This is a genomic window from Mycobacterium sp. NPDC050441 (assembly GCF_040655355.1).
In the GTDB taxonomy this organism is placed as follows: Bacteria; Actinomycetota; Actinomycetes; order Mycobacteriales; family Mycobacteriaceae; genus Mycobacterium.
In genome coordinates this window covers 70,633-95,255 of the sequence record NZ_JBFAJS010000013.1, presented here as the reverse complement: position 1 = coordinate 95,255, position 24,623 = coordinate 70,633, and the positions used below count along the sequence as shown (strand labels likewise).

General features: G+C 67.3%; 25 protein-coding genes. 6 read left to right on the top strand and 19 right to left on the bottom strand.

Translation table 11 applies throughout. The features are described 5' to 3' along the window. Nucleotide 1: 1 nt before the first annotated feature. From rnc to AB0I14_RS29620, 9 genes are all read right to left on the bottom strand, one after another. Entirely contained in the window at nt 2–694 is a 693-nt protein-coding gene (rnc, locus tag AB0I14_RS29660; protein WP_358029715.1) for a ribonuclease III, read from the bottom strand. Then, complete coding sequence (locus AB0I14_RS29655) at nt 691–1,308, bottom strand: DUF177 domain-containing protein (protein ID WP_358029712.1); 618 nt, start codon at nt 1,306–1,308, stop codon at nt 691–693. The genes rnc and AB0I14_RS29655 overlap by 4 nt, the downstream gene beginning before the upstream one ends. A 65-nt stretch (nt 1,309–1,373) precedes the next feature. Further along, nucleotides 1,374–2,111, bottom strand: a complete 738-nt coding sequence (gene sepIVA, locus AB0I14_RS29650; protein WP_358029709.1) for a cell division protein SepIVA — start codon at nt 2,109–2,111, stop codon at nt 1,374–1,376. Between the two features lie 177 nt (nt 2,112–2,288). Beyond that, nucleotides 2,289–2,765, bottom strand: a complete 477-nt coding sequence (gene coaD / locus AB0I14_RS29645) for a pantetheine-phosphate adenylyltransferase (protein WP_358029706.1) — start codon at nt 2,763–2,765, stop codon at nt 2,289–2,291. Between the two features lie 40 nt (nt 2,766–2,805). Continuing rightward, nucleotides 2,806–3,360: a 16S rRNA (guanine(966)-N(2))-methyltransferase RsmD gene (rsmD, locus tag AB0I14_RS29640; RefSeq protein ID WP_358029916.1), complete on the bottom strand. Its 555-nt coding sequence runs from the start codon at nt 3,358–3,360 to the stop codon at nt 2,806–2,808. Continuing rightward, nucleotides 3,357–6,779 carry a pyruvate carboxylase gene (locus tag AB0I14_RS29635; protein WP_358029702.1) on the bottom strand — a complete coding sequence of 1,141 codons (3,423 nt, stop codon included), beginning with the start codon at nt 6,777–6,779 and terminating at the stop codon, nt 3,357–3,359. Before AB0I14_RS29635 ends, rsmD begins: the two co-directional genes overlap by 4 nt. 34 nt (nt 6,780–6,813) lie before the next feature. Next, nucleotides 6,814–7,449: a vitamin K epoxide reductase family protein gene (locus tag AB0I14_RS29630; protein WP_358029699.1), complete on the bottom strand. Its 636-nt coding sequence runs from the start codon at nt 7,447–7,449 to the stop codon at nt 6,814–6,816. Beyond that, nucleotides 7,446–8,288 carry a DsbA family protein gene (locus AB0I14_RS29625; protein WP_358029696.1) on the bottom strand — a complete coding sequence of 281 codons (843 nt, stop codon included), beginning with the start codon at nt 8,286–8,288 and terminating at the stop codon, nt 7,446–7,448. Before AB0I14_RS29625 ends, AB0I14_RS29630 begins: the two co-directional genes overlap by 4 nt. Before the next feature lie 27 nt (nt 8,289–8,315). Next, on the bottom strand, nt 8,316–9,452 hold the full coding sequence (locus AB0I14_RS29620) for an alpha/beta hydrolase (protein ID WP_358029693.1): 1,137 nt from the start codon (nt 9,450–9,452) through the stop codon (nt 8,316–8,318). Between the two features lie 13 nt (nt 9,453–9,465). Between AB0I14_RS29620 and AB0I14_RS29615 the strand changes: the two genes are divergently transcribed. Both AB0I14_RS29615 and AB0I14_RS29610 read left to right on the top strand, forming a co-directional pair. After that, nucleotides 9,466–10,293 (top strand): aldo/keto reductase, encoded by an 828-nt coding sequence (locus tag AB0I14_RS29615; RefSeq protein ID WP_358029913.1) that lies wholly within the window; start codon nt 9,466–9,468, stop codon nt 10,291–10,293. 5 nt (nt 10,294–10,298) lie between these two features. Further along, the gene (locus tag AB0I14_RS29610) at nt 10,299–11,141 is read left to right on the top strand and encodes an aldo/keto reductase (protein WP_358029690.1); all 843 of its coding nucleotides are present in this window, start codon (nt 10,299–10,301) and stop codon (nt 11,139–11,141) included. A 131-nt stretch (nt 11,142–11,272) separates the two neighbouring features. Here the strand turns inward: AB0I14_RS29610 and AB0I14_RS29605 are convergent, their stop codons facing one another. The 5 genes from AB0I14_RS29605 to AB0I14_RS29585 are packed head-to-tail and all read right to left on the bottom strand — an operon-like array spanning nt 11,273 to nt 17,724. After that, nucleotides 11,273–11,683 (bottom strand): hypothetical protein, encoded by a 411-nt coding sequence (locus tag AB0I14_RS29605; protein ID WP_358029688.1) that lies wholly within the window; start codon nt 11,681–11,683, stop codon nt 11,273–11,275. 1 nt (nt 11,684) lies between these two features. Further along, nucleotides 11,685–13,088 (bottom strand): DUF1214 domain-containing protein, encoded by a 1,404-nt coding sequence (locus AB0I14_RS29600; RefSeq protein WP_358029685.1) that lies wholly within the window; start codon nt 13,086–13,088, stop codon nt 11,685–11,687. Between the two features lie 57 nt (nt 13,089–13,145). Next, nucleotides 13,146–13,853 carry an HNH endonuclease family protein gene (locus AB0I14_RS29595; protein ID WP_358029682.1) on the bottom strand — a complete coding sequence of 236 codons (708 nt, stop codon included), beginning with the start codon at nt 13,851–13,853 and terminating at the stop codon, nt 13,146–13,148. Then, a complete protein-coding gene (recG, locus tag AB0I14_RS29590; protein WP_358029679.1) occupies nt 13,850–16,099 on the bottom strand; it encodes an ATP-dependent DNA helicase RecG in 2,250 nt (749 codons plus the stop codon). Before recG ends, AB0I14_RS29595 begins: the two co-directional genes overlap by 4 nt. After that, nucleotides 16,099–17,724 (bottom strand): DAK2 domain-containing protein, encoded by a 1,626-nt coding sequence (locus tag AB0I14_RS29585; protein WP_358029676.1) that lies wholly within the window; start codon nt 17,722–17,724, stop codon nt 16,099–16,101. The genes recG and AB0I14_RS29585 overlap by 1 nt, the downstream gene beginning before the upstream one ends. Before the next feature lie 271 nt (nt 17,725–17,995). On the opposite strand from AB0I14_RS29585, the gene rpmB reads away from it, so the two are divergent. Both rpmB and AB0I14_RS29575 read left to right on the top strand, forming a co-directional pair. Beyond that, nucleotides 17,996–18,190, top strand: a complete 195-nt coding sequence (rpmB, locus tag AB0I14_RS29580; RefSeq protein ID WP_003881125.1) for a 50S ribosomal protein L28 — start codon at nt 17,996–17,998, stop codon at nt 18,188–18,190. 210 nt (nt 18,191–18,400) lie between these two features. After that, complete coding sequence (locus AB0I14_RS29575) at nt 18,401–18,616, top strand: hypothetical protein (protein ID WP_358029670.1); 216 nt, start codon at nt 18,401–18,403, stop codon at nt 18,614–18,616. Nucleotides 18,617–18,621: 5 nt separating this feature from the next. Here AB0I14_RS29575 and AB0I14_RS29570 read toward each other — a convergent pair whose 3' ends face one another. Together AB0I14_RS29570 and AB0I14_RS29565 are read right to left on the bottom strand one after the other, a co-directional pair. Beyond that, nucleotides 18,622–19,332: a uracil-DNA glycosylase gene (locus AB0I14_RS29570; RefSeq protein ID WP_358029666.1), complete on the bottom strand. Its 711-nt coding sequence runs from the start codon at nt 19,330–19,332 to the stop codon at nt 18,622–18,624. A 24-nt stretch (nt 19,333–19,356) separates the two neighbouring features. Then, the gene (locus AB0I14_RS29565; protein WP_358029663.1) at nt 19,357–20,349 is read right to left on the bottom strand and encodes a thiamine-phosphate kinase; all 993 of its coding nucleotides are present in this window, start codon (nt 20,347–20,349) and stop codon (nt 19,357–19,359) included. A gap of 107 nt (nt 20,350–20,456) precedes the next feature. Between AB0I14_RS29565 and AB0I14_RS29560 the strand changes: the two genes are divergently transcribed. Both AB0I14_RS29560 and AB0I14_RS29555 read left to right on the top strand, forming a co-directional pair. After that, nucleotides 20,457–20,699 carry an Lrp/AsnC ligand binding domain-containing protein gene (locus AB0I14_RS29560; RefSeq protein ID WP_358029660.1) on the top strand — a complete coding sequence of 81 codons (243 nt, stop codon included), beginning with the start codon at nt 20,457–20,459 and terminating at the stop codon, nt 20,697–20,699. Nucleotides 20,700–20,709: 10 nt separating this feature from the next. Continuing rightward, nucleotides 20,710–21,288, top strand: a complete 579-nt coding sequence (locus tag AB0I14_RS29555; protein WP_358029657.1) for a DUF3515 domain-containing protein — start codon at nt 20,710–20,712, stop codon at nt 21,286–21,288. Between the two features lie 2 nt (nt 21,289–21,290). On the opposite strand, the gene AB0I14_RS29550 is transcribed toward AB0I14_RS29555, so the two are convergent. The 3 genes from AB0I14_RS29550 to AB0I14_RS29540 form a co-directional block, all read right to left on the bottom strand. Then, nucleotides 21,291–22,412 (bottom strand): D-alanine--D-alanine ligase family protein, encoded by a 1,122-nt coding sequence (locus AB0I14_RS29550; protein WP_358029654.1) that lies wholly within the window; start codon nt 22,410–22,412, stop codon nt 21,291–21,293. Nucleotides 22,413–22,473: 61 nt separating this feature from the next. Continuing rightward, nucleotides 22,474–23,580 (bottom strand): cystathionine gamma-lyase, encoded by a 1,107-nt coding sequence (locus tag AB0I14_RS29545; RefSeq protein ID WP_358029651.1) that lies wholly within the window; start codon nt 23,578–23,580, stop codon nt 22,474–22,476. Nucleotides 23,581–23,612: 32 nt separating this feature from the next. Beyond that, nucleotides 23,613–24,593, bottom strand: coding sequence for an NAD(P)H-dependent glycerol-3-phosphate dehydrogenase (locus tag AB0I14_RS29540; RefSeq protein ID WP_358029911.1), 981 nt, complete (start codon nt 24,591–24,593; stop codon nt 23,613–23,615). Between the last annotated feature and the right edge of the window lie 30 nt (nt 24,594–24,623).

Here is a 24,623-nt window from a genome sequence, read left to right as displayed (position 1 = left end):
CTCACGCATTGTCGAGTGCGGTCCAGGCCGCGGCCGCAGCTTTGAGCTCGGCCTCTTTCTTGTTACGCCCCACACCTCTGCCATATTCGACATCGGCCACCACCACGGTCGCCGAGAACTCCTTGTCGTGATCAGGCCCGGTGGAGGTCACCACGTAGGTGGGGGCACCGAGCCCGCGTGATGCGGTCAGCTCCTGCAGGCTGCTCTTCCAGTCCAGTCCGGCTCCGAGCGTCGGGGCGGTGTCGAGCAGCGCACCGAACAACCTCAGGATGACCTCACGGGCAGTGGTCAGCCCGTACTCCAGATAGATTGCGCCGAGCAGGGATTCGACGCCGTCGGCGAGAATGCTGGACTTGTCGGCGCCACCGGAGTTCTCCTCTCCCTTGCCCAGGAACAGGTGGCTGCCGAGACCGCCCTCGGTGAGCCCACGGCCGACATCGGCCAGCGCCTGGGTGTTGACGATGCTGGCGCGAAGCTTGGCCAGGTCACCCTCGGAGCGTTCCGGGTGACGGTGGTAGAGCTCCTCGGTGATCGTCAGCCCCAGCACGGCATCGCCGAGGAACTCCAACCGCTCGTTGGTGGGCAGGCCGCCGTTCTCGTAGGAGTAGCTGCGATGCGTCAACGCGATGGTGAGCAGTTCGGCGGGAAGGCCGACGCCGAGCGCCTCCAGCAGCGCCTCGTGCGAATCGGTCACTCGTCGCTCCCGGGCCGCTCATCCTCGGGTAGCATCGCGGCCAGCTTGGCCCAGCGGGGATCGATCTTGTCGTGGTGATGTCCCGCTTCCGCGGTGGCCAGCGCGACACCGCATTCGGGGCACAGGCCCGGGCAGTCCGGACGGCACAACGGGGAGAACGGCAACGCCAACCCGACGGCGTCGATGATCGGCTGTTCCAGGTTGACGGTGTCGGCCTGACCAGAGGCGCCCACCCGGCCCAACTCGTCGGCCTCGGTGGTCTCGTCGGTGGTGCTGTCCGGGTACGCATACAACTCGGTGAGTTCGATCTCGACGTCGCCGGTGAGTGCAGTCAGGCAGCGCGCGCATTCACCGACGGTGGGAGCCGATACGGTCCCGATGACCAGCACTCCCTCGGACACCGACTGCAGCTGCAGGTCGAGTTCGAGCGGCGCACCTTTCTCGATGGCGACCAGCTCGGCGCCGATACGCACCGGACTGGGCACCGTCTCCTGGTGGGCCAGAAACGAACCCGGCCGCCGGCCCAGCCGGGAGACGTCGATCACCAGCGGCGATCGGGAATTACTACGCCGATCAGGCCCGCCCCGCCCAGCCGATCTCGCATGCGTTGCCATGCATCGATCCTACGGCGGCGTCAGACCACACCACGACGCAGTGCACCGACCGTCACCCACGGTCGTCAGCGGGTGGCGTAGTCGTGCGTTCCCGCGGTGGTGCGTAGCTGGTGACGTCCGCGCCCGACGGAGCGCAGCGTGCCGTTGAGGAAGTCCTCGAACTCGGCCAGTTTGCTGTCGACATAGATGTCGCACTCGCCGCGCAACCGGTCGGCTTCGGCATGCGCCGCGTCGACGAGCCGGGTGGCCTCGGCGGTCGCCGTCGAGACGATCTCGGTCTGCGACACCAGACGCTGCTGCTCCTTGATGCCCTCCTGCACGGCCTTCTCGTAGGACAGGTTGCCGTTCTCGGTCAGGCGATCGGCCTCGGCCTTGGCCCTGCCGGTGCTCGCGTCGTATTCCCGCTTCGCGGCGGCCGCGAGTCGCGCCGCCTCCTCGCGCGCCTCCCCGACCATGCGCTCGCTGTGCTGACGGGCCTCGGCGACCATTCGGTCGGCCTGCGCCTTCGCGTCGGCGAGCAGCCGGTCGGCCTCGCCCCTGGCGTGATTGAGCATGCCGTCGGCATCGGCGTTGGACTTGCCCATCACCGACTCGCAGTGTTCCTTGGCTTCGCGCAACAGCGAATCGCGCGCATCCAGCACGTCCTGTGCGTCGTCGAGCTCACCGGGGATCGCGTCCTTGATGTCGTCGATCAGCTCGAGCACATCACCGCGGGGCACCACGCAGCCGGCCGTCATCGGCACACCACGCGCTTCTTCAACGATCGCGCCGAGCTCGTCGAGCGCTTCAAAAACTCGGTACACGGCAAAACCCTCCAGGTCGTCGTTGTCAGTGACCAGTGTGCCTGGTGTTACGCCTGTGACTTGGGAGCACAATCGGTGTGTCGCCGACGGGCTTGTTCGCCCGTGTTCGCCACCCACGTCGACTCATGTGCAAAATCCCGCCGGCAAACTCGCTCACAACCCAGCGCCCGGCGCAGGCTAACTGTTGAGCTTCTCCTGCAACCGGCGGTTGACCGGCTCGGGAAGAAGCGCCGAGACGTCGCCGCCCAGGGCGGCGACCTCTTTGGCCAGCGACGACGAGACGAACGAATACTGCGGTGTCGTGGCCACAAAAAAGGTGTCGACACCGGCCACATGCTTGTTCATCTGAGCCATCTGCAGCTCGTATTCGAAGTCGGTGCCGGTGCGCAGACCCTTGACGATCGCGGTCAGACCGCGCGTCTTGACGAAGTCGACGACCAGGCCCTGCCCGGACTCGACCCGAAGATTCGGCAGGTGCGTGGTCGATTCGGCGATCATCGCGATGCGCTCGTCGAGGTCGAACATGCCCTTCTTGTTGGGATTCACCAGAATCGCCACCACGACCTCATCGAACTGCGCAGCCGCACGCTCGAAGATGTCGATATGGCCAAGGGTCACCGGGTCGAAGGAGCCGGGACATACCGCGCCACTCATGGGTGACGACGGTACAGGCCCCGCCGGCGCGACCGACCCGCTAGCCCACTTCGGCGAGTTCGACGCGGGTGTCACCGTAGCGCCGGGCGCTCAACGCATCCCAGCCTTCCGGCCAGCTCACCGGCTGACTCGACGACCGCCGCTCCACCAGGACGAGGGTGCCCGCCGCCACCCAGCCGGCAGCGGCCAACACCGTCAGCATCTCATCGACCGCGGCGTCACCGAGGTCGTACGGCGGGTCGGCGAAAACCAGATCGACCGGCCGCGTCGCACCCCCGGCCAACACCGAGTCCACATTGCCCCGGCGTACCGCGGCGTTGCGGACGCCCAACGCGGTGATGTTCTCGGCGATGACGGCGGCCGCCCGCGCATCCGACTCGACGAAGGTGGCCGAGGTGGCACCACGCGAAAGCGCTTCCAGACCAAGCGCTCCCGAACCGGCGTACAGATCCAGCACCGACAATCCGGTGAAATCCAGCCGCGCCGTCAACGCGTTGAACACGGCCTCCCTGACCCGGTCGGAGGTGGGGCGGGTACCGCTGCGGGGCACCGCGATCCGGCGCCCACCGAGTGTCCCCGCGACGATCCGGGTCAGCTCGATCCCCCGGTCGCTTCGCTCCTGCCCGCCGAACCGGTCACCACGACCAGTAGGTCACCACCCTCGACCTGCGCCGTGGCGGCCACGGCGACACGTTCGACGGTGCCGGCCTTGGGGGCCGTGATCGCGGCTTCCATCTTCATCGCCTCGATGGTGGCGATCGTCGCGCCGGCTTCCACGGTGTCGCCGGCTGCCACACCGACGGTGACCACTCCGGCGAACGGTGCCGCGACATGATCCGGGTTGTTGCGGTCGGCCTTCTCCGCGGCCGGGACCTCGCTGGCGATGCTGCGGTCTCGCACCGTGATCGGACGCAGTTGCCCGTTGAGGATGCACATCACCGTGCGCATCCCGCGCTCGTCGGCATCGGAGATCGCCTCCAGACCGATCAGCAACTGCACACCGCGCTCGAGCTCGACACGGTGCTCCTCGCCGTAGCGCAGCCCGTAGAAGAACTGATTGGCACTCAGGCCGGAGGTGTCGCCGTAGATTTCGCGGTGCCCCTCGAACTCCTTGGTCGGTGCCGGGAACAGCAACCGGTTCAACGCCGCCTGCCGTTTGGGGCCGGGCGCAGCCAACAGCGCTTCATCCTCGACCGAGAGCTCCTGGATCGGCTTGGCCGGTCCCCGGCCCTCAAGTGCCTTGGTGCGCAACGGTTCCGGCCACCCGCCCGGCGGATCACCGAGTTCGCCGCGCAGGAAACCGATCACGCTGTCGGGGATGTCGTACTTCGCCGGGTCCGCGGCGAACTCCTGCGCACTGACCCCGGTGCCCACCAACGCCAACGCCAGATCCCCCACCACCTTGCTCGACGGGGTCACCTTCACCAACCGGCCCAGCACCCTGTCGGCCGCGGCGTACGCGGTCTCGATCTCCTCGAACTGATCCCCCAGTCCTAGCGCGATGGCCTGCTGACGCAGATTGCTCAACTGTCCGCCGGGGATCTCGTGGGTGTAGACACGTCCCGTCGGTGCCGGAAGCCCGGACTCGAACGGCGCATACACCTTGCGCAACGCCTCCCAGTAGGGCTCCAGATCACACACCGCACCCAGCGACAACCCGGTGTCGTACTCGGTGTGCGCGGCCGCGGCCACGATCGAGGACAACGCCGGCTGACTGGTTGTGCCCGCCAACGGCGCGGCCGCACCGTCCACTGCCGACGCCCCGGCCTGCCACGCCGCCAGATACGTGGCCAGCTGCCCGCCTGGAGTGTCGTGGGTGTGCACATGTACCGGCAGATCGAAGCGTGACCGCAGCGCACTCACCAGAAGGTGCGCGGAATGCGGGCGCAACAACCCGGCCATGTCCTTGATCGCCAGCACGTGAGCGCCGGCATCGACGATCTGATCGGCCAGCTTCAGGTAGTAATCCAGCGTGTACAGGTTTTCGCCGGGGTCACTGAGATCCCCGGTGTAGGACATCGCCACTTCGGCAATCGCCGTACCGGTCTCACGCACCGCGTCGATCGCCGGACGCATCGACTCGACGTTGTTGAGCGCGTCGAAGATCCGGAAGATGTCGATTCCTGTGGCCGCTGCTTCTTCTACGAACGCCGAGCACACCAACTCCGGATACGGCGTGTACCCCACCGTGTTCCGGCCCCGCAGCAGCATCTGCAGACAGATGTTGGGCACCGCCTCACGCAGGGCGGCCAGCCGCTCCCACGGATCTTCCTTCAAAAACCGCAGCGCCACATCGTAAGTCGCCCCACCCCAACACTCGATGGACAACAACTGCGGCATCGTCCGTGCCACGTAGGGCGCCACCTTGAGCAGGCCGGTGGACCGCAGCCGCGTGGCCAACAACGACTGGTGGGCGTCGCGGAACGTCGTATCGGTGACCCCGAGGGCCTTGCTGTCCCGCATCCACCGGGCGAACCCCTCGGGCCCCAACTCGACCAGACGCTGTTTGGAGCCCGCCGGCGGCACGGTCGACAGATCCAACGCCGGCAGCTTGTCCTGTGGGTACACCGCCGACGGCCGCTCACCGTTGGGCTTGTTCACCGTGACATCGGCCAGGTAATTCAAGATCTTGGTACCGCGGTCGGCAGGGGTGTGCGCGGTCAGAAGCTGCGGGCGGTCGTCGATGAACGAGGTGGTGACCCGTCCGGCACGGAAGTCCGGATCCTCGATCACGGCCTGCAAAAACGGGATGTTCGTCGATACCCCGCGGATGCGGAACTCCGCCAGGGCACGGCGCGCCCGCGCCACCGCCGTGGAGAAATCCCGACCCCGACAGGTCAGCTTGACCAGCATCGAGTCGAAGTGCGCCAACACCTCGGCCCCGACGTTGGTGCCACCGTCCAGGCGAACACCCGCACCACCCGGGGACCGGTACGCCGTGATCCGGCCGGTATCCGGACGGAATCCGTTGGCCGGATCCTCGGTCGTGATCCGGCACTGCATCGCCGCCCCGCGGATGACCAACGAGTCCTGGCTCAAACCCAGATCGGCCAGGCTCTCCCCGGCGGCGATCCGCAACTGTGAGCCGACCAGGTCCACATCGGTGATCTCCTCGGTCACCGTGTGCTCCACCTGGATCCGAGGATTGCACTCGATGAACACGTGATGACCGCGCTCGTCGAGCAGGAACTCGATGGTGCCCGCACAGCTGTAGCCGATCTGGCGAGCCAGCGCTACGGCATCCGCGCAAATCTGTTCGCGCAGTGCAGGGTCCAGGTTCGGCGCCGGCGCCAACTCGATCACCTTCTGGTGCCGCCGCTGCACACTGCAATCCCGCTCGAACAGGTGCATCACGTTGCCCTGCGTATCGGCAAGGATCTGCACCTCGATGTGGCGCGGGTTGATGACGGCCTGCTCCAGGTACACCGCGGGATCACCGAACGCCGACTCCGCCTCACGCGAAGCCGCCTCAACCGCCTCGGGCAGGGCCTCGGGGTCGGTTACCCGGCGCATTCCGCGCCCACCCCCGCCGGACACCGCCTTCACGAACAGCGGGAACGCCATATCCCGTGCCGCAGCGACCAATTCATCGACCGACGACGAGGGCGCCGACGATGCCAGGACCGGCAGGCCCGCCGCCTTCGCGGCCGCGATCGCCCGCGCCTTGTTGCCGGTCAATTCCAGAACCTGGGCCGAGGGCCCCACGAAAGTGATGCCCGCCTCCGCGCAGGCGGCCGCCAGTTCCGGGTTCTCGGACAGGAATCCGTAGCCCGGGTACACCGCGTCCGCGCCGGAATGTTGGGCGACCCTGATGATCTCGTCCACCGACAGGTACGCCCGTACCGGATGGCCGATCTCGCCGATCTGATACGACTCATCGGCCTTCAGGCGATGCAGCGAATTGCGATCCTCATACGGATACACCGCCACCGTCGCGATGCCCATCTCATAGGCAGCACGGAACGCGCGGATGGCGATCTCGCCACGGTTGGCGACTAACAGTTTGGAAATCACGGGTAGACCTAACCGACAAGTTATTGCGGAAGTGTTACAGGAGCGTTGACCAGTATTCCCAGAAACGCACCAAGATCAACAGCACAAGTGAGGTGAACCAGAGCGCCACGAGCGACCACCGCCACTGGTAGACGAGCCGGGCTACCGCATTGGTGTGCAGCGGCCGGAGCGCAACCGCGCTCACCACCACGAACAGCGGAATCGTCACCGACCACACCACCATGCAATACGGGCACAGGGCACCGATGCGGTAGAGGCTCTGGAAGATCAGCCAGTGCACCATGACCACACCGAGCAGGCTTCCCGCCGCCAGCCCGGCCCAGTACCACCGGGGCAACCGAACGCCCGCGACGGTCAGAACACCCGTGACCAGGATGACCGTGAACGCGACCACCCCGATCAGCGAGTTGGGGAACCCGAAGGCCGATGCCTGCCACGTGGACATCACCGAGCCACAGGAGATCACCGGGTTGAGGCTGCAGGACGGCACGTAACTCGGATCGATCAGCAGCTCGATCTTCTCGACCGTGAGCGCCAGCGCCGCCGCCAGCCCGAGGACACCGGCGATCAGGATCCATACCGCACCGGCCTTGCCGACGGCGACCCCCTGGGCCTTCTCGGTCCCTGAATCGCCGAGTTCGTCGAGCTCGGGCGCTGCGGCGTCACTCATGGGTGGGCCGGCGCAGGTGCGGGGGCTGCAGGTGCACCGGGCGCAGGTGCGGCGGGGGCCGCCGGGGCGCCGGGTGCGGGGGCCGGGGCGGCCGGGCCGGGAGCGGGGCCGTTCAGGGCCGGCACGTCTCCGACGATTTCCTTGACCTTCGCGATCAGCGCGTCGGGCGTGGTCGGGCTGTAGTCCTCACCGTTGAACTTGACGGTGGGCGTCGAGTGGATTTCGGTGGCTGCGGCCATGCCTTGCACCATCTCGACGTAGCGAGCCTTGGTGATGCAGTCGGGCACCTCACCGGCGGCACCGGCCTGGCGGGCCAACTCGATGATCCGGGCATTGTCCGGGTAGACGCCGCCGCCCTCCTGCGGCTGGATTCCGGGTGTGAACAGCGCGGAGTGGAAGCGGCGGAACGCGTCGATGGACTCGTCGGCGACGCAGTAGGCGGCACCTCCGGCCCGTGACGAGTAGCCGTTGCCGGCCTTGTCCAGGATCGCGACCATGTGGTAGTCAACGGCCACCGCGCCGGCGTCGATGAGCTTGTTGATGGTCGGGCCGAACTGTTGCTCGAGCATGCCGCACGCCGGGCACAGGAAATCCTCGTAGAGGCTCAGCGTCACCTTGGGCTCAGATGTCCCCTCTTTGGTGATCACACTGGGCGCGGCCACGTGGACGGCCCTGGCCTCCCCGGTGGCGGGCCGCTTGTGGCCGGTCATCACGATGTAGAGCACCAGGCCGACGGCGAACAGCACCACCACGGCTGTCAGCCCGATCTGAACGAACAGGTTGCGCTTGCGATCAGCCGCCTTGAGGTCGTACTTCGCGGTCTTCTTCGGTTTGGCCACGTCGACAAGCGTACCGGCGCCTACAGGTCAACTTTCGGCGTGGCTGAGATGTGCGCGCAGGGCCGAGATCATTGCGCTCGTCGCGGTGGCACTGCCGCCTCCCAGCGGGAAGAAGTTGGCGAACGCGTGGATCATCGACCGCTCTTCGCGGAGGTCCACCACCACCCCGGCGTCCTGGAGGGCTCTCGCGTAGCGGTTGCCCTCGTCACGCAGCGGGTCGAACCCGGCAGTGACCACCAGCGCAGGCGGCAGGCCGGAGAGATCCTCGCTCAGCAGCGGTGAGATCACGGGATCGTCGGCGGTCACATCGGCATCGTCGAGGTAGTGCCCGGTAAACCAGTCCATGTCGCGTTTGCTCAGGAAATAGCCGTCGGAGAACAGCGTCTTGGATCGGGTGTCGCTCGACATGTCGGTGACCGGATAGAGCAACAGCTGCAGCGCGGGCAGCGGCAGTTCGGAGTCGCGGGCCTGCTGTGCCACGACGGCCGCCAGGTTGCCGCCCGCGCTGTCTCCACCTACGACGACGCGCGTGGCGCCCAGGCCGGCAGCATGGTCGAGCGCCCAGCGGTAGGCCGCATAGGCGTCGTCGACAGCGGCGGGTGCCTTGTGCTCCGGCGCGAGCCGGTAGTCGACGGAGATCACCTGAATTCCGCCGTCCCGGCAGATCAGCCGGCACAGGCTGTCATGGGTGTCGAGGTCGCCGATCACGAAGCCGCCGCCGTGGAAGTACAACAGCAGCGCCGAGGTGAGCGGGGATCCGGTGCCGTCCGGGACATAACGTCGCGCCGGGATGGGACCGGCCGGACCGGGAATCGAAATCTCGGTCACGTCCGCGCGGATGTGGACCTTCATCATGGCCGCGGTGGCTCTCAGCGCGGCTCGCGAAACGGCGACGCCGGACTCCGGGCCGTAATCGGCGACCAGGCCGCCGACTCCGGCCGCGCGTTGGGCGGCCAGGGTGAATTGCAGAGTGGTGTCCAGGGTGTTGCCATCGACGACCACCGACCGCCCGCCGAGCAGCAGTCGCTTGGTCCGGTCGGAAATCCTCGGAATCGCGGACAGGGTGAACTTGGTTGCCCGCTCGAGCACCGCCTGTTTGACCGTGTCCCGGCTGTGGCCACCAGGTCCGCCCTGGACCTGCCCGCCTGGCAGACTTTCAGTCATGGCTGCTCCCTCTGTGAGTCCTCGTGTCACGCTGAACGACGGTAATTCGATACCGCAAGTCGGGTTGGGTGTTTGGCAGACCCCTTCCGAGGAGACCGAACGCGCGGTCACCGCGGCCCTGCGGGCAGGCTATCGGCACATCGACACCGCCGCCGCGTACCGCAACGAGGCCGAAACCGGCCGCGGCCTGGCCAACTCCGGGGTCCCACGCGAAGACGTGTTCCTGGTGACCAAGCTGTGGAACAGCGATCAGGGATATGACTCGACGCTGGCCGCGTTCGACGCGAGCCTGGACCGGCTCGGCGTCGACTACCTCGACCTGTATCTCATCCACTGGCCGGTGCCGGCCAACAACGCCTACGTCGACACCTTCAAGGCCTTCGCGCACCTGCGCGATCAGGGCCGGATCCGATCCATCGGGGTCAGCAACTTCGCGCCCGAACACCTGACGGTGCTGATCGACGCCACCGGCATCGTGCCTGCGGTCAATCAGATCGAATTGCACCCGCTGCTACCGCAACATGAGCTTCGCGAGGTACACGCCAGATTGGGCATCGCCACCGAGGCGTGGAGCCCGCTGGGCCAGGGCTCGTTGCTCACCGATCCGGTGATCACCGGCATCGCCGAACGGCACGGTAAAACCGCCGCACAGGTACTGATTAGGTGGCATATACATCTGGGTAATATCGTCATCCCCAAGTCGGTGAACCCCGAGCGGATTGTCAGCAATTTCGACGTGTTCGATTTCGATCTGGACGAGTCGGACATGTCGGCCATCGCCTCGTTGGAGACGGACACCCGCCTGGGACCCGACCCCCGAACCTTCAACTTCACAGGATAGGTGCCATGACCTCCTCGGACGGGGCTGCGATTCCCACCGTCACGCTCAACGACGACCGCACGATCCCGGTCGTCGGCCTGGGCGTCGGCGGACTCTCGGATTCCGAGGCGGAGCGCGTGGTATCGGCGGCCCTTGAGGCCGGTCACCGCTTGATCGACACCGCGGCCGCCTATGGCAACGAGGCCGGCGTCGGCCGTGCCATCGCGGCATCGGGCATTCCGCGCGAGGAGATCTCGGTCACCACGAAACTGGACATCGCCGATCACGGTTTCACGTCGTCCCAGGACGCCGGGCGCGCCAGCCTGGAGCGGCTCGGCCTCGACTATGTGGACCTCTACCTGATTCATTGGCCCGGCAACGACATCGGCAAGTACGTCGACAGCTGGGGTGGACTGATGGCGCTCAAGCAGGAGGGGATGACCCGCTCCACCGGCGTGTCCAACTTCAGCCCCGAGAACCTGTCGACGATCGTGGACCTGACGTTCGTCGCTCCTGCGGTAAACCAGATCGAGCTGCACCCGTTGCTCAACCAGAGTGCCTGGCGCGCCGCCAACGCCCAGTACAACGTCGTCACGCAGGCCTACAGCCCGCTCGGCGTCGGCAGCCTGCTCGACAACGCGGCCGTCACGGCCATCGCCGAGGCGCACGGCAAGACCCCGGCGCAGGTCCTGATCCGCTGGAGCATCCAGCTGGGCAACATCGTGATCTCCCGGTCGACCAACCCGGAGCGCATCGCTTCCAATCTCGACGTGTTCGGCTTCGAGCTGACCACCGAACAGATGGACAGCCTCAACGGGCTCGACGACGGCACCCGATTCCGGCCCGACCCGGCGACGTTCACGGGCTGACCAGCCCTTCCGCTGCCCTACGAATAAGGACCGGACCGAACATTCCGCCGACGAAGATGTCGCCGGAAGGCAATGGCCAGATGAAACCGCCGGCGCAGTTGAACTTGTAGCTCTCGCCGCATTGGCAACGGTCACCCGTGTGCGACGAGGTATCCCTTCAGCGCCGCCAGCACGGCGTTCTCATCGAGCCATGCGCAGTCCATCGCCGAGATCAGCGATCGAACTTTGTCGCCGGTGACGTGGGTCTGCTCGAAGCCGGGCACGACAAGCTCGTGCACCACCTCGAAGCGGCCGCCGTCGATACGCACCTTGGTAGCCGAGCAGTTGGTTGTCACGATCAACGCCCCGGTGCCATCGGGATAAGGGCGGTGCACACAACCCGGAATCGCGACCGGTGCGGGCAGGTAGTCAACCTGAGCCGGATCGACGCGATGCTCGCCCGACCAGTCCTCGACGGGCACAGCGTCGCTCTGCCCGCAGTCGTAATGGATGATCGGCTGGATGCTCGATGCCAACAGGAACGGGTTCGACGGTGGGAACATTTCAGGCTTCCGGTTCCTCGATCGTGACGTCGGGCAATATCCAGGAACCGTCGTACCAGGCATCAGTGGGACCGTAGGTCCTGAACCAGACGAAGTATCCCTGCCCGGGATTGGTCTGGATCCAGTTGCGTTGGTTGGCCCCGTCCGGTTTCACTGGGCTGAAGTGCAACCGGATCGACCCATCCTCTTCCACGCCAAGATCGTTGGCGTAACTATTGACGCCCCAACGGAATTCGTCGTTCTGCACCATCGAACGGTTGGTAGCATCGTAGGCGATGATCGACCAGAAGTCCTTGGCCGGCGGGTTGGGAGGCAAGGTCAGCGTGTAGCGCTTTCCGCCGTCGAGCCACCGGCCATCGGCATCCTTGGTCGCCGTGATGTACTGGGAGCCAGCACCTTTCGGTGGCCTGGTCATCCCTACCGAGTTGAACGTCGCTTGGTGCGCCCACACTAGATGCTGGCTGGCCGAGTAGAGTCCCGAGTGCCGCCCGGTGAAGAGCTCGTCGGCGAAGTTGTTGGCCCACTGCCATCCACTCTTACCGGGCCACTTGACGGCATCGGGCGCTCGATTATTGAAAGTCAGCGTACGCAGCCGTACGTCACCGATCGCGGCAGCCTCGTCGAGCAACGCCGCATCGACTGTCCCGTCGAAGAAACCCATGTCGACGAGATGGCTGTGAATGTAACGGTGCACGACATAAGCCGACCCGTTCATGTCGAAGAACTGCCTGATCAGCCCGAAGACATCCTCCCTCTCATACAGCATGTTCATCGGGTGGCCCAGCGCCTGGCTCTCAGAAGTGTTGTAGAACGTGGTCTCCGGTGGGCCGTCGGCGGCAGCCAACGGATAGGTCCTGATGTGCTCCTTCATGAACCTCACCGTCGCCGCGGTGTCACCGTTCTCGACGAACCCACGCAGCAGCCACACGATTGTGTTGGTCGGAGCGCGAAAGTGAAAACAGTCTGCCGGCACGGCCCCGTCGAATCCCGGCGCGGTGAACACGTAGGTGCCGCCCTTGCCCTGGTCAGGTCCCAGGCCGCCGATGTCGGTGATGTTCACCCAACCGGGTGCATTAGCCATGCCCATGACCCGCGGCGGCACCTGCACTACGACAGCGCCACCCTGGTCGGCCAGATTCACCGGATGCACGGCGTAGATCGTTTCGCTGTTGGCAGTCAGCACCACGTGGCGGGAATCCACCGAGGTCTCCATGATGCCGATGTTCTGAGCGGTTGAACCTTCCGCGAAATACGCATTGAACAATGCCATGAACGCCGCCTCTGGGTGCAGGTCGCTGTAGGCGCGTACCAGGTGGTCAAGGTCGACCTGACGGTAGATCGTCGAGGCATCCAACGGGGGAAATCCCTTGGGGCGAGCCGTTCTAGCAACATCCTCGTTGATCATGGTCCGACCCTAGTGCCGGTGTCCGGCCATCACACCCGTAACGAACCGACGAGCAGGTCAGCCCGTCGGGCAGGTGCCGGCAGCTTCGCGCAGGACCCCGGCCGACGCGGTGTCGACCGGCAGCGCGTAGCCGCGCAGCACCTCGGCGAACTGCACCGCGTACTGGCACCAGAACGCCCGGTTGGGCGGCATCCAGTGCGCAGGCTCCTGATCGCCCTTGTCCTGGTTGGGCTTACCGGCGACCGCCAGCAGATTGGCCGGGTCGTTGGCGAACCGCAGCCGCAGGTCATCGGGCCAGTCCCGCGCGCCCAGGTCCCAGGCCAACGCCAGCGGCACGATGTGGTCGATCTGCACCGAGGCACCGGTCTGATTGCCGCGCACGAACGACACGACCGCATTCGTATACGGGTCGTGCAGGGTACCGGTCGCCACGGCGGTCGGGCACCGCTTGAGCGCCACGAACGTCTTGTCGACGAGGTCACGGTCGAGGATGTCGTTGCGGGTGTCACAGCCGTTGTGTCCACCGGGCGCGCTGTTGTCGTCGTCCCAGGACTCACCGAACGCCGCGCGGCGATAGTCGTTGCCGCGCACCCGCACCGGCACCTCGGACACTCCGGCCAGCAGATCCACCCCCGGCGCGACGCCGGGCGGTTGCGCCTGGGCGGCGAACCGGGCGGGACGTTGCGTCGACCACGTCACCTGGATGGCGACGACCACTGCGAGTGCCACGGCTGCGGCTAGCCACCAAATCCGGCGGCGGGTCACGCCTTGTCCAGGTACTCGACGCGGTCGGTGTTGACGAATTGTGCTGCCAGCAGATCCATTCCGGGATCGTGCTGACTCTGCGCGTAACGCTGCTCGCAGAATGCCCGGGCCTCCTGGATCACTTCGAGATGATCCCGCAGGGACAGGAAACGCAGGTTGATGGTGCGCCCGGACTGGTTGAGGCCCAGCACGTCTCCCTCGCGCCGCTCGTCGAGATCCAGATCCGCCAGGGCGAATCCATCGAGGGTCGCCGCAACGGCCTTGATCCGCTCACCGGCCTTGGAGGTCTCCGGCAGCCGGGTGGCGAGCAGGCAGAGGCTGGGGTGCTGCCCGCGGCCGATCCGGCCGCGCAGCTGATGAAGCTGGCTGATGCCGAACCGGTCGGCGTCCATCACCACCATCATGGTGGAGTTGGGTACGTCGACGCCGACCTCGATGACGGTGGTACACACCAGCACATCGATCTCGCCGGCCCGGAAAGCGCCCATCACCGCGTCCTTCTCGTCACCGGACAGCCTGCCGTGCATCAGGCCGAGCCGTAACCCGGACAGCGGGCCCGCACTCAGCCTGTCGAAGAGATCGACCACCGTGACCGGCGGCGGGCCGCCGCGCCCATCGCTCTTGTCGCCGGGCTTGTCGGACTCGTCGATGCGTGAGGCGACCACATAGGCCTGTCGCCCCGCGGCCACTTCCTCGCGGATGCGGGCCCAGGCCCGGTCCAGCCAGGCCGGCTTCTGCGAGATGAAAATTGTGTTGGTGGTGATGGGTTGGCGACCCCTGGGCAGCTCGCGCAGCGTCGAGGTCTCCAGATCGCCGTACACGGTGAGCGCGACGGTGCGCGGAATCGGCGTGGCCGTCATCACCAGCAGATGGGGCGTCAATCCGTCACGGGCCTTGGCGCGCAACGTATCCCGTTGCTCCACACCGAACCGGTGCTGTTCGTCGACGACCACCATGCCCAGGTTGTGGAACTCGACCGCCTCCTGCAGCAGGGCGTGTGTGCCGACGACGATGCCGGCCCGCCCGGACGCCACCTCGTCGCGCACGGCACGCTTTTGCGGCGCCGTCATCGACCCGGTGAGCAGCGCGACTCCGGTCGCCGCATCGGCCCCGCCGAGCTGCCCTGACATCGCCAGCGGCCCCAGCACGTCACGAATCGAGCGGGCATGTTGGGCGGCAAGCACTTCGGTGGGCGCCAGCAGGGCACACTGGTAGCCCGCATCGACCATCTGCAGCATCGCCAGCACCGACACGATGGTCTTGCCCGAGCCCACCTCGCCCTGCAGCATCCGGTTCATCGGCCGCATCGAGGCCAGTTCGTCCGAGATCACCTCCAGCACCTCGGACTGCCCGGTGGTCAGCTCGAACGGCAGCCGACCGCGCATCGTTGCGGCCAATCCGTCGTCGATTCGTGGTGCGGCAGGGCCGGATTCACTCAGCTCGCTGTAGCGCCGGGCCACCAGCCCCCACTGCAGCCCGATCGCTTCGTCGTAGGTCAGCCGCTCGCCGGCACGCTCCCGCGCAGTGGTGTTCTCGGCCAGGTGGATGGCCCGCAGCGCCTCATCTTCGGACATCAGATTGTGTTGGCGGACAAAGTCTTCCGGCAAAGGATCCGGAACCGGGTCGAGCATGTCGAGGGTCTGGCGCACGCACGCGTAGATGTCCCAGCTCTGCACCTTGGCCGACGCCGGGTAGATCGGGAAGAAATCCCGCTCGAACTCGGCCAGCATCTCCTCGCCGCTGGCACCCGATGCCGACGCGATGGTGGTCAGCGACTTGGTGCCGATCTGCTTGCCCGGCGGCGGATTGAGCACCAAGAAGGCGGGATGGTTCAACTGCAGCGTGTTGCGGAAGTACTTGACCTCGCCGGACAGCATCAGGCGGGTGTCCTTCTCCACCTTGTCGACCATCCAACCGGCGTTGAAGAACGTGGCCGTCACCGCCGGACGATGGTTCCCCAGCGCCACCCGCAGGTACTTGGCCCGCCTGGTCCCGCCGGATTTGGTCCGGACGGTCGACCGCATCTCGCCGATCTCGGCTTTCGTCACCACGTCGATGAAGGTGACGTGCTCACCCTCTTCCAGGTCGAGCGCCTCCCCCTCCTCACGCACCGTCATACCGTCGCTGTACTTGCGCGGGTAATGCCGCAGGAGGTCATTGACCGTGCGGAGGCCGAAATTGGCATTCAGCTTGTCCGCGTTCTTCTTTCCGATCACGAACTCGAGGCGTTCGCTGAGGCTGACCACTACTCCACCCCGATCAGCAGGGCGTCACCACGATGGCCGGTGTGATAGGTCACCAATTCGGCGCCGAGGTGCGCGCGGTGCACGTGAGCCTGCAGCGCCTCCCCCACGGCGCCGTCCACACCGTCGCCGGTCAGCACGGTGATCAGCTCTCCGCCGGCCACCATCAGCAAATCGATCAACCCGGCCGCCGCTGTGGTGAGGTCCGGCCCGACGATCAGCACCTCATCTCCGGCGATGCCGAGCCCGTCGCCCGGCTTGCAGGATCCCGCCCAGGTCAGCGCCTCTTCGGTGGCGATCCGCACCGCACCGTGCCGCGCCCCCGCGGCGGCGCGCGCCATGGTGTACCCGTCGTCGACGGCTTGTCGGCCCTCATCGTGGACGGCCAGCGCCGCCAACCCCTGCACCATCGAACCGGCCGGGACCGGCACCACGTCGATCCCCCAGCCGATCGCCGCCGTGCAGCCGGCGACCAGCTCCTCGGCGGCGACGTATCCGTTGGGCAACACCATGACCTGGGCCGCACCCACATCGATCAGGGCACGCAGCAACTGCTGCGCATTGATCGGCTCGCCGGCATCGGGCCGCAGTACCTGTGCACCCTCCCCCGCGAACAGTTCGACACCGCCGTCCCCGTCGGCCACTGCCAGCACGGCCCGGTCACGGGCCCATCCACCGGAAGGCCTGACACCCGCGGCGGCGGTGAGCGCGGTGATCTGAATCCGGTTCAGCGACCCCACGGCCAGCCCGGCCTCAACGGCAGCTCCGGCGTCGTCGAGATGGACGTGCACCGAGTACTGATCGCTGCCCGAGGCGGCGATCGCCACCGACTCACCCACCAGCTCCAGCGCTGCCCGCAGCCCCTCGACGGCAGGCGCGCCGCACCCGCTCAGCAGGTACATGACCTCGAACTGCGGCGGAGCGGCCGCGGCCGCGAGTGCGGCCTGCGGCGAGGCCGGGGTGTAGACCGGCCGGCGGGGCGAGTGGCCGGCCAATGTGGCTGTCATGGCGTCGAGCAGGACGAGCAGGCCACGACCGCCGGAATCGACCACCCCGGCCTTGGCCAGCACGTCCAGTTGTTCCGGTGTGCGGTCCAGAGCTGCCGATGCGGCCTCGCCGGCAGCGGCCGCCACATCGGCGACGTCACCGCCGGCAGCCGCGCACCGTTCGCCGGCCTCGGCGGCCGCCTGCAGCACGGACACGATGGTCCCCGGCACGGGCTCACCCATCGAGGTGACGGCCAGGACTGCAGCGTGACGCAGCGCCGTACCGAACAGCGCGCCATCCACCGCCGAGAGGTCACCGTCACGTCGGGCCGCCGCGGTGGTGATGACCTCGGCCAGGCCGAGCAGAATCTGGGACAGGATCACCCCGGAGTTGCCGCGGGCGCCCTGCAACGCTCCCGCCGCCAACGCGCCGGCCACCGCCGAGATGTCGGCGCCGGCCGGCTCGGCGTCGACGTGCGCCCACGCCGAACGCATCGTGAACAGCATGTTTGTCCCGGTATCGGCATCAGCCACCGGGAACACGTTGAGCCGGTTGATCTCGTCGGTGTGGACAATCAGCTCATCGACAGCGGCATGGGCCCAGGCCCGCAGAGCGGGGGCATCCAACCGCCGAGCCGACATCGGACCTCCCAATCCCCGAATCAGATCCCCACCGAAACCCGGTGCGATCCCCCGTGCGGCGCGGTCATCGCCGTGGCCGCCAGCCTATCCAGTGACAGCGACAAACCCGATCAGAGCACCGCTGTCTGTGGACAACCTGGGGCCGTACTCACGACCCGTTTTGGCGATCCTCTGGCCTCCCGGTATTCTGATCAGGTTGTCGGGTCGAGCCCCGCCGTTTGCGGCGAGTGGGCCCAGACCCCCCAAGTACTGATTTCGAGGAGTTGTTGATATGGCTGCCGTGTGCGATATCTGCGGAAAGGCGCCCGGCTTCGGCAAGTCGGTGTCGCACTCGCATCGGCGGACCAGCCGGCGCTGGGATCCGAACATCCAGTCGGTGCGTGCCGTGGCGCGTCCGGGTGGCAACAAGCAGCGCGTGAACGCCTGCACCTCCTGCATCAAGGCCGGCAAGGTCTCGCGCGGCTAGTCTCGCGCGCCTGATCGGTGCGCGACGCGCTTGTTTACCTGAGGACACGGCAGGGTAATTCCTGTCGTCATGACCTCATGTCGTGCACCACAGACACCGATCTGTGCATTTGCGGCCGCAGTTGCGGTCGGTTTCGTGCTGTCCGCATGCGGCGGCACCGCCTCCGATGGCAACACCACGTCCGAGACTCCCTCGACAACGGAGGCTCCGGTGACCTCGGAAGGTCCGGCGACCCACACCGAGACCACAGTGATCGAAACCCCGGTGTCGCCTGGACCCGCGTCGCCACCGGCTGAGATGCCCGGTCCTGCGACCGACGGCGGCGGGGACATGACTATCCAGATTCCCTCACCGGGTATCCCCTCGCCCCCGCCGATCCCTGCGCCGCCCGCGATCCCCGCGCCGCCGGCGATTCCCATGCCCTGATCACCTCAGGGCAGCCGCCATTCGATCGGGTCAGCGCCCGACTGCAGCAGCAGTTCGTTGGCCCGGCTGAACGGGCGCGACCCGAAGAATCCCCGCGACGCCGACAACGGCGAAGGGTGGGGTGATTCGATCGTCGCGCAGTCACCTTCGGCCAGTAGCGGTTTGAGGGTGGATGCGTCACGGCCCCACAGCACTGCCACCATCGGCTGCTCGCGCGCGACGAGCGCCCGGATCGCACACTCTGTGACCGCTTCCCAACCCTTACCGCGGTGTGAGGCCGGCGTACCCGGCGACACCGTGAGCACCCTGTTCAGCAGCATCACGCCCTGTTGTGCCCACGGGGTGAGGTCACCGTTTGCCGGCTGCGGGTAGCCCAGATCCTGGGTGTACTCGTTGAAGATGTTCGACAGGCTGCGCGGCAGCGGACGGACATCGGCGCCCACCGAGAAACTGAGGCCGACCGCGTGCCCCGGTGTCGGGTAGGGATCCTGACCGACGATCAGCACGCGCACCCGGTCGAAGGGAAAAGTGAAGGCGCGCAGAATATTCTGACCCGAAGGCAGGTACCGTCGGCCGGCCGCGAGTTCGTCGCGGAGGAAGTCCCCCATCTGCGCGACCTGCGTTTCCACCGGTTTGAGCGCACGAGCCCAGCCGTCCTCGACAAGTTCAGTCAGGGGACGTGCCCCCGTTGAATCGCTCCTCGCTTCCGCAGTCACGGAAAACCAACCTAGCGTGCGCCCTCAGTCGAACGACTGCCATCCCGCATTTCCCGCCCACGTGGCGCCGTCGACGAGCACCCTTGCCGGGCTTTCGATCACCCGTCCGATGGCCCGCCAGCCCGGCGGTGGCGCACCGGGGAATGTTGCGGCCAGCGCATGGTCCTCGCCACCGCCCAAAACCCACGCCAATGGGTCGGCGCCCACTGCCGTGGCAGCCTCGGCGACGGCCAGGCGATCGGTGTCGAGAAGGCTGCTGTCCAGGTCCATGCCGACCCCGGAGGCCGTCGCGATGTGGCCCAGGTCGGCGAGTAGGCCGTCGGAGACATCGGTCATGGCGGTGGCCCCGGCATCGGCCGCCCGGGCACCCTGACCATATGGCGGCTGCGGGGTCAGGTGCCGCTGCCGCAGTTCACCGAACCCGACGGGCCCTTCGACGCCGCGCTCCCACAGCGCGTATCCGGCTGCCGATCGTCCCAACTCGCCCGCCACCGCGACAGTGTCGCCGGCGCGGGCACCGCTGCGGCGCACCGGTTCCCGGCCGCCGAGGTCACCGAGGACCGTGACCGATATCACCCACAGCGGGGCGCTGACCAGATCTCCACCTGCGATGCTGGCACCCAGCCGACGCGCCTCGTCCCACAGTCCGTCGGACACTTCCGCCGCGGCCACGACGGAGGTATCGGGCGGTGCACCGAACGCCACCACGAACGCGGTGGCCCGCCCGCCCATCGCCTCGATATCGGCGGCGTTCTGGGCGATGGCCTTGCGTCCGATGTCGTGCGGTGTCGACCAGTCCAGCCGAAAATGGCGGTCCTGCACCAGCATGTCGGTGGAGACCACGGTGCGTCCGTCGGACGCCGTCACCACGGCCGCGTCGTCACCCGGGCCCAGCGCCACGGCGTCGGCTTGCGCGCGTCCGGACACCAGCCGGTCGATGACGGCGAATTCCCCGGCGGTCGCCAAAGTGTCGCCGTCCTCGTCACCGGGATCGTCACCGATCGTCTCGCCGGTCATATCGCCTCCTGACGGTCGGCTGCCGCGTCCGAGAACCCGGACCCGACCTGCGGTACGTTTGGTGCCTGCGGCCAGCAGTTTATGCAGCGAGATCAAGGAGACAGCCGGTGGTAGAGGCTTACGTGCTGATCCAGACCGAGGTGGGCCGCGCCGAAGTCGTCGCCAAACAGCTCGCCGGACTGCCGGGCGTGGTCTCCGCCGAATACGTGACCGGCCCCTATGACGTGGTCTTGCGTCTCAGTGCCGACACATTGGCTGCGCTGCAGTCCGATGTGGTGCCGGCAGTGCAGCAGGTACCCGGAATCACCCGGACCCTGACCTGCCCGATCGCGAACGCCGGCCGGCCATAGAGTTGGTGGTGTGACCGACTCGCACGCCGCCGATGGACCACCCCGCACCCTGCTGATCGCGGCGCTGGTCGTTGCGGTCTCGGTGCTGATCACGGTCCTCGGTATCGCGGCGTCCCGGCAGCGCTCACCCGAGCAGCAACCCGTCGCCATTCCGTCGATACCCGCACCCCAGGCCGACAGCCAGCAGTGCCACGACCTCCTGAACGCACTGCCACAGCAGCTCGGAGATTTCCGGCGTGCCCCGACGGTGGACCCCACCCCACCGGGCACCGCGGCCTGGCGCGCCGAGCCCGATACCGAGCCGGTCGTGCTGCGCTGCGGGCTGGAGCGCCCCACCGATTTCGTCGTCGGCACTCCGCTGCAGGTGGTCGATGAGATCCAGTGGTTCCGGGTGGGAGACGCAGGCGCGACAGGCCCGGGGAGCGAGGCCGATGATCAGGGGCGCAGCACCTGGTACGCGGTCGACCGCCCGGTGTACGTCGCGTTGACCCTGCCCGCGGGGTCAGGGCCGACACCCATCCAGCAGATCTCCGGTCAGATCGCCCGCACCATGCCCGCCCAGGAGCCGGCGCCGGCTCCGGCGCGCTGAGGTCAGCGCAGGCCGGTACCGCGCGCCAGCGCAGTCTCGACCATCGCGGTCAGCAGTGTCGGGTAGTCGACGCCGCTGGCCGCCCACATCCGCGGGAACATCGAGATGGTGGTGAACCCCGGCATCGTGTTGATCTCGTTGATCACCGGGCCGTCGTCGGTCAGGAAGAAGTCGACACGGGCCAACCCCTGGCAGTCGATCGCAGTGAAGGCACGCACGGCCAACCGGCGGACCTCCTCGGAGACGTCGTCGTCCACCTTGGCGGGAACATCCAATTCGGCTGCGTCGACAAGGTATTTGGTGGCGAAGTCGTAGAAGCCATCCTCGCGTCCACGCACGCCGGCCACCCGGATCTCGCCCACGGTGCTGGCTTCGATCTGGCCGTCGGGGAATTCGAGTACGCCGCATTCGAGTTCGCGTCCCGGGATCGCGGCTTCGACGATGACCTTGGGGTCGTGGCGGCGCGCGAGTTCGATCGCCGCGGGCAGCTCATCCCACGCCGCGACCCGGCTGACGCCGATCGACGAGCCACCCCGGGCAGGCTTGACGAACACCGGCAGGCCGAGGCGCTCCCGCTCCTCCAGATCCAGGGTCGGATCGTTGGGACGCAGCACCACGAAGTCGCCGATCGGCAGGCCCTCGGCGACGAGCAGCTTCTTGGTGAACTCCTTGTCCATGCCCGCGGCGCTGGACAACACACCGGAGCCCACGTACGGGATCCCGGCCAACTCCAGCAGGCCCTGGATGGTGCCGTCCTCGCCGTAGGGGCCGTGCAGCACCGGGAAGACCACGTCGACGGCGTCCAACAGCTCACCGGGACCGTTGCTCAGCGCCAGCAGTTGGCCGCTGCGGTTCGGGGCGGCAGGCAGCGCGAGCTCGGTACCGGACGTCTCGGTCACCTCGGGCAACCGGCCGTCGGTGATCGCGAGCGTCTCCGGACTTCCGTCGGTCAACATCCATGAGCCGTCGGGGGTGATCCCGACGGCCACGACCTCGAATCGCTCCGGGTCGAGGTTGCGCAGGATGCTGCCTGCCGATACGCAGGAAATCGCGTGCTCAGAGCTACGCCCGCCGTAGACGACGGCGACGCGGGTGCGGGATCCGGTCCGATTGCGGGCTATCACAACCTAGAGAGGTTACCGTCCCGGTCCGCCCTTGCCTTCCGGCGCATCCCCACCTGGGCTTTCAGCGCTGCAGCGCCTGCTCTACGTCGGCGAGCAGGTCTTCGGTGTCTTCGATCCCGGCCGAGATGCGGGCGAAACCGGCGGGCACGGGGTCGCCCCAGCGGGCCCTGCGGTCGACCGAGGTGTGGATCCCGCCGAAGCTGGTCGAGGCGATGAGCAACGCGCTGCGCTCCACCAAGGCGTGCACCGCGGCGGCGTCGGCCAGCTCTATCGACACCAGTCCGCCGAAACGCTTCATCTGGGCGGCCGCCAGCTCGTGTGCCGGATCTTCGGGCAGCCCGGGATAGCGCACCGAGCGCACCGCTGGATGGCTGCGCAGCAGCATCGCCAGGGCTGCGGCGTTCTGGCACTGCCGTTCGAAGCGCAGTCCGGCACTGCCGAGGCTGCGCAGCACCAACCAGGCCTCGAACGCACCAAGGATGGGCCCGGCCAGCAGCCGGTCGCGCTCCACCGCGGCCATCAGCTCGGGCTGGCTGCCCGCCACGTAGCCGGCCACCAGATCGCTGTGCCCCGACAGTGATTTCGTGGCACTGGCCACCACGAGGTCGGCGCCGAGCGAAAGCGGCTGCTGGCCCAGCGGTGTGGCGGTGGTGTTGTCGACGACGAGCGTGGCGCCGCGACTGCGGCAGGTCATCGCCAGCCGGTGCAGATCGACGACCTCGAGCCCCGGATTGGCCGGTGTCTCGGCTAGCACCACGTCAGCCCGGGCGGCGGCAGCGCAGATATCGGCAACGCTCGCCTCGATCACTGTAATACCAAGCGGTGCAAGGTATTCCACTGCGTACCGACGAACCTGGTAGTAGCCGTCGGCGGGGACCACAAGCGTGGATCCCGGTTTGGCCAGCACCCGCAGAGCCGAGGTGATCGCGGCCATGCCCGATCCGAATGTGAGCGCGGCGGCAGCCCCTTCCAGTTCGGCGAGCGCCGCTTCGAGTTGCCGCCACGACGGGTTGGAGCTGCGGCCGTAGGTGTCCAGCGGCTCAGCTTCGTCGGGCGAGAGATGGAACGTCGACGCCGGCACCGGGATCGGCGCCACCGGCTGTCCTGGAATCGATTCCAGACCAACAGCTTTGACGCTCCGAGTGGAATCCCCGTACAAGCCGTCCATACCCGCTGTTCCTCCTCGCCGCCGGAGGTCTGTCACTCCGGTTTGGTGCTGCGCCCCAATAGCCCTGCGACTGCTTCGTGCACCGACAATCCCTTGTGGCACACCCGATGAACGGCGTCGGTCAACGGCATCTCGACACCGTAACTGGACGCCAGCGCCAGCACCGATTCACACGAGGCCACGCCCTCGGCGACATGTCCGCCCGCGGCGATCAACGCCGATTCCATGGTGCCGCCCTTGCCCAGGCGCTCACCGAAGGTGCGGTTACGGGAATGCCGAGAGGTGCAGGTGGCCACGAGGTCTCCGACGCCGGCCAACCCGGCGAGCGTGGCGGGGGTGGCGCCCAGCGCGATGCCGAGCCGCATGACCTCGGCCAGGCCGCGGGTGATGATGGCGGCCACGGTGTTCTCCCCCAGCCCCACGCCCACCGCCATACCGCAGGCCAGCGCGATGACGTTCTTGCAGGCGCCGCCGACTTCGGCGCCGACGACGTCGGCGTTGGTGTAGGGCCGGAAATATCCGGTGGCCAGTGCGCGTTGGAGCGCGACCGCGCGTCCGGAGTCGCTGCAGGCGACGACGGTGGCCGCAGGCTGCTCGTCGGCGATCTCGCTGGCCAGGTTCGGCCCGGTCACCACCGCGACCCGGGACGGATCGGCGCCGGTCACCTGGACGATCACCTGACTCATCCGCATGAGCGTGCCGAGCTCGATTCCCTTGGCCAGGCTCACCAGGGTCGTGTCGTCACCGATCAGGTGCTTCCACTCCACCAGGTTCGCCCGAAGCTGCTGAGCCGGAACACCGAGCAGCACCGTGCAGGCGCCGGCCAGCGCCTCGGCCGGATCGGAGGTGGCCCGGATCGTCGACGGCAGCACGACGTCGCCGAGATACCTACTGTTGCGATGCTCGGTGTTGATCTCGTCGGCAACCTCGGGACGCCGGGCCCACATCGTCACCGGATTTCCCGCGTCCGCCAGCACCTTGGCCAGCGCCGTCCCCCACGCACCGGCACCCATCACCGCAGCCTCTACCACCCGTTCACCCTA

Bases quoted from the DNA above. Each gene is read 5' to 3' on its own strand.
- AB0I14_RS29655 (WP_358029712.1), bottom strand. From the start codon at position 1,308: ATGGCAACGCATGCGAGATCGGCTGGGCGGGGCGGGCCTGATCGGCGT.
- coaD (WP_358029706.1), bottom strand. From the start codon at position 2,765: ATGAGTGGCGCGGTATGTCCCGGCTCCTTCGACCCGGTGACCCTTGGC.
- AB0I14_RS29630 (WP_358029699.1), bottom strand. From the start codon at position 7,449: ATGAGTGACGCCGCAGCGCCCGAGCTCGACGAACTCGGCGATTCAGGG.
- AB0I14_RS29620 (WP_358029693.1), bottom strand. From the start codon at position 9,452: ATGACTGAAAGTCTGCCAGGCGGGCAGGTCCAGGGCGGACCTGGTGGC.
- AB0I14_RS29610 (WP_358029690.1), top strand. From the start codon at position 10,299: ATGACCTCCTCGGACGGGGCTGCGATTCCCACCGTCACGCTCAACGAC.
- AB0I14_RS29605 (WP_358029688.1), bottom strand. From the start codon at position 11,683: ATGTTCCCACCGTCGAACCCGTTCCTGTTGGCATCGAGCATCCAGCCG.
- AB0I14_RS29600 (WP_358029685.1), bottom strand. From the start codon at position 13,088: ATGATCAACGAGGATGTTGCTAGAACGGCTCGCCCCAAGGGATTTCCC.
- AB0I14_RS29585 (WP_358029676.1), bottom strand. From the start codon at position 17,724: ATGTCGGCTCGGCGGTTGGATGCCCCCGCTCTGCGGGCCTGGGCCCAT.
- rpmB (WP_003881125.1), top strand. From the start codon at position 17,996: ATGGCTGCCGTGTGCGATATCTGCGGAAAGGCGCCCGGCTTCGGCAAG.
- AB0I14_RS29565 (WP_358029663.1), bottom strand. From the start codon at position 20,349: ATGACCGGCGAGACGATCGGTGACGATCCCGGTGACGAGGACGGCGAC.
- AB0I14_RS29545 (WP_358029651.1), bottom strand. From the start codon at position 23,580: ATGGACGGCTTGTACGGGGATTCCACTCGGAGCGTCAAAGCTGTTGGT.
- AB0I14_RS29540 (WP_358029911.1), bottom strand. From the start codon at position 24,593: ATGGGTGCCGGTGCGTGGGGGACGGCGCTGGCCAAGGTGCTGGCGGAC.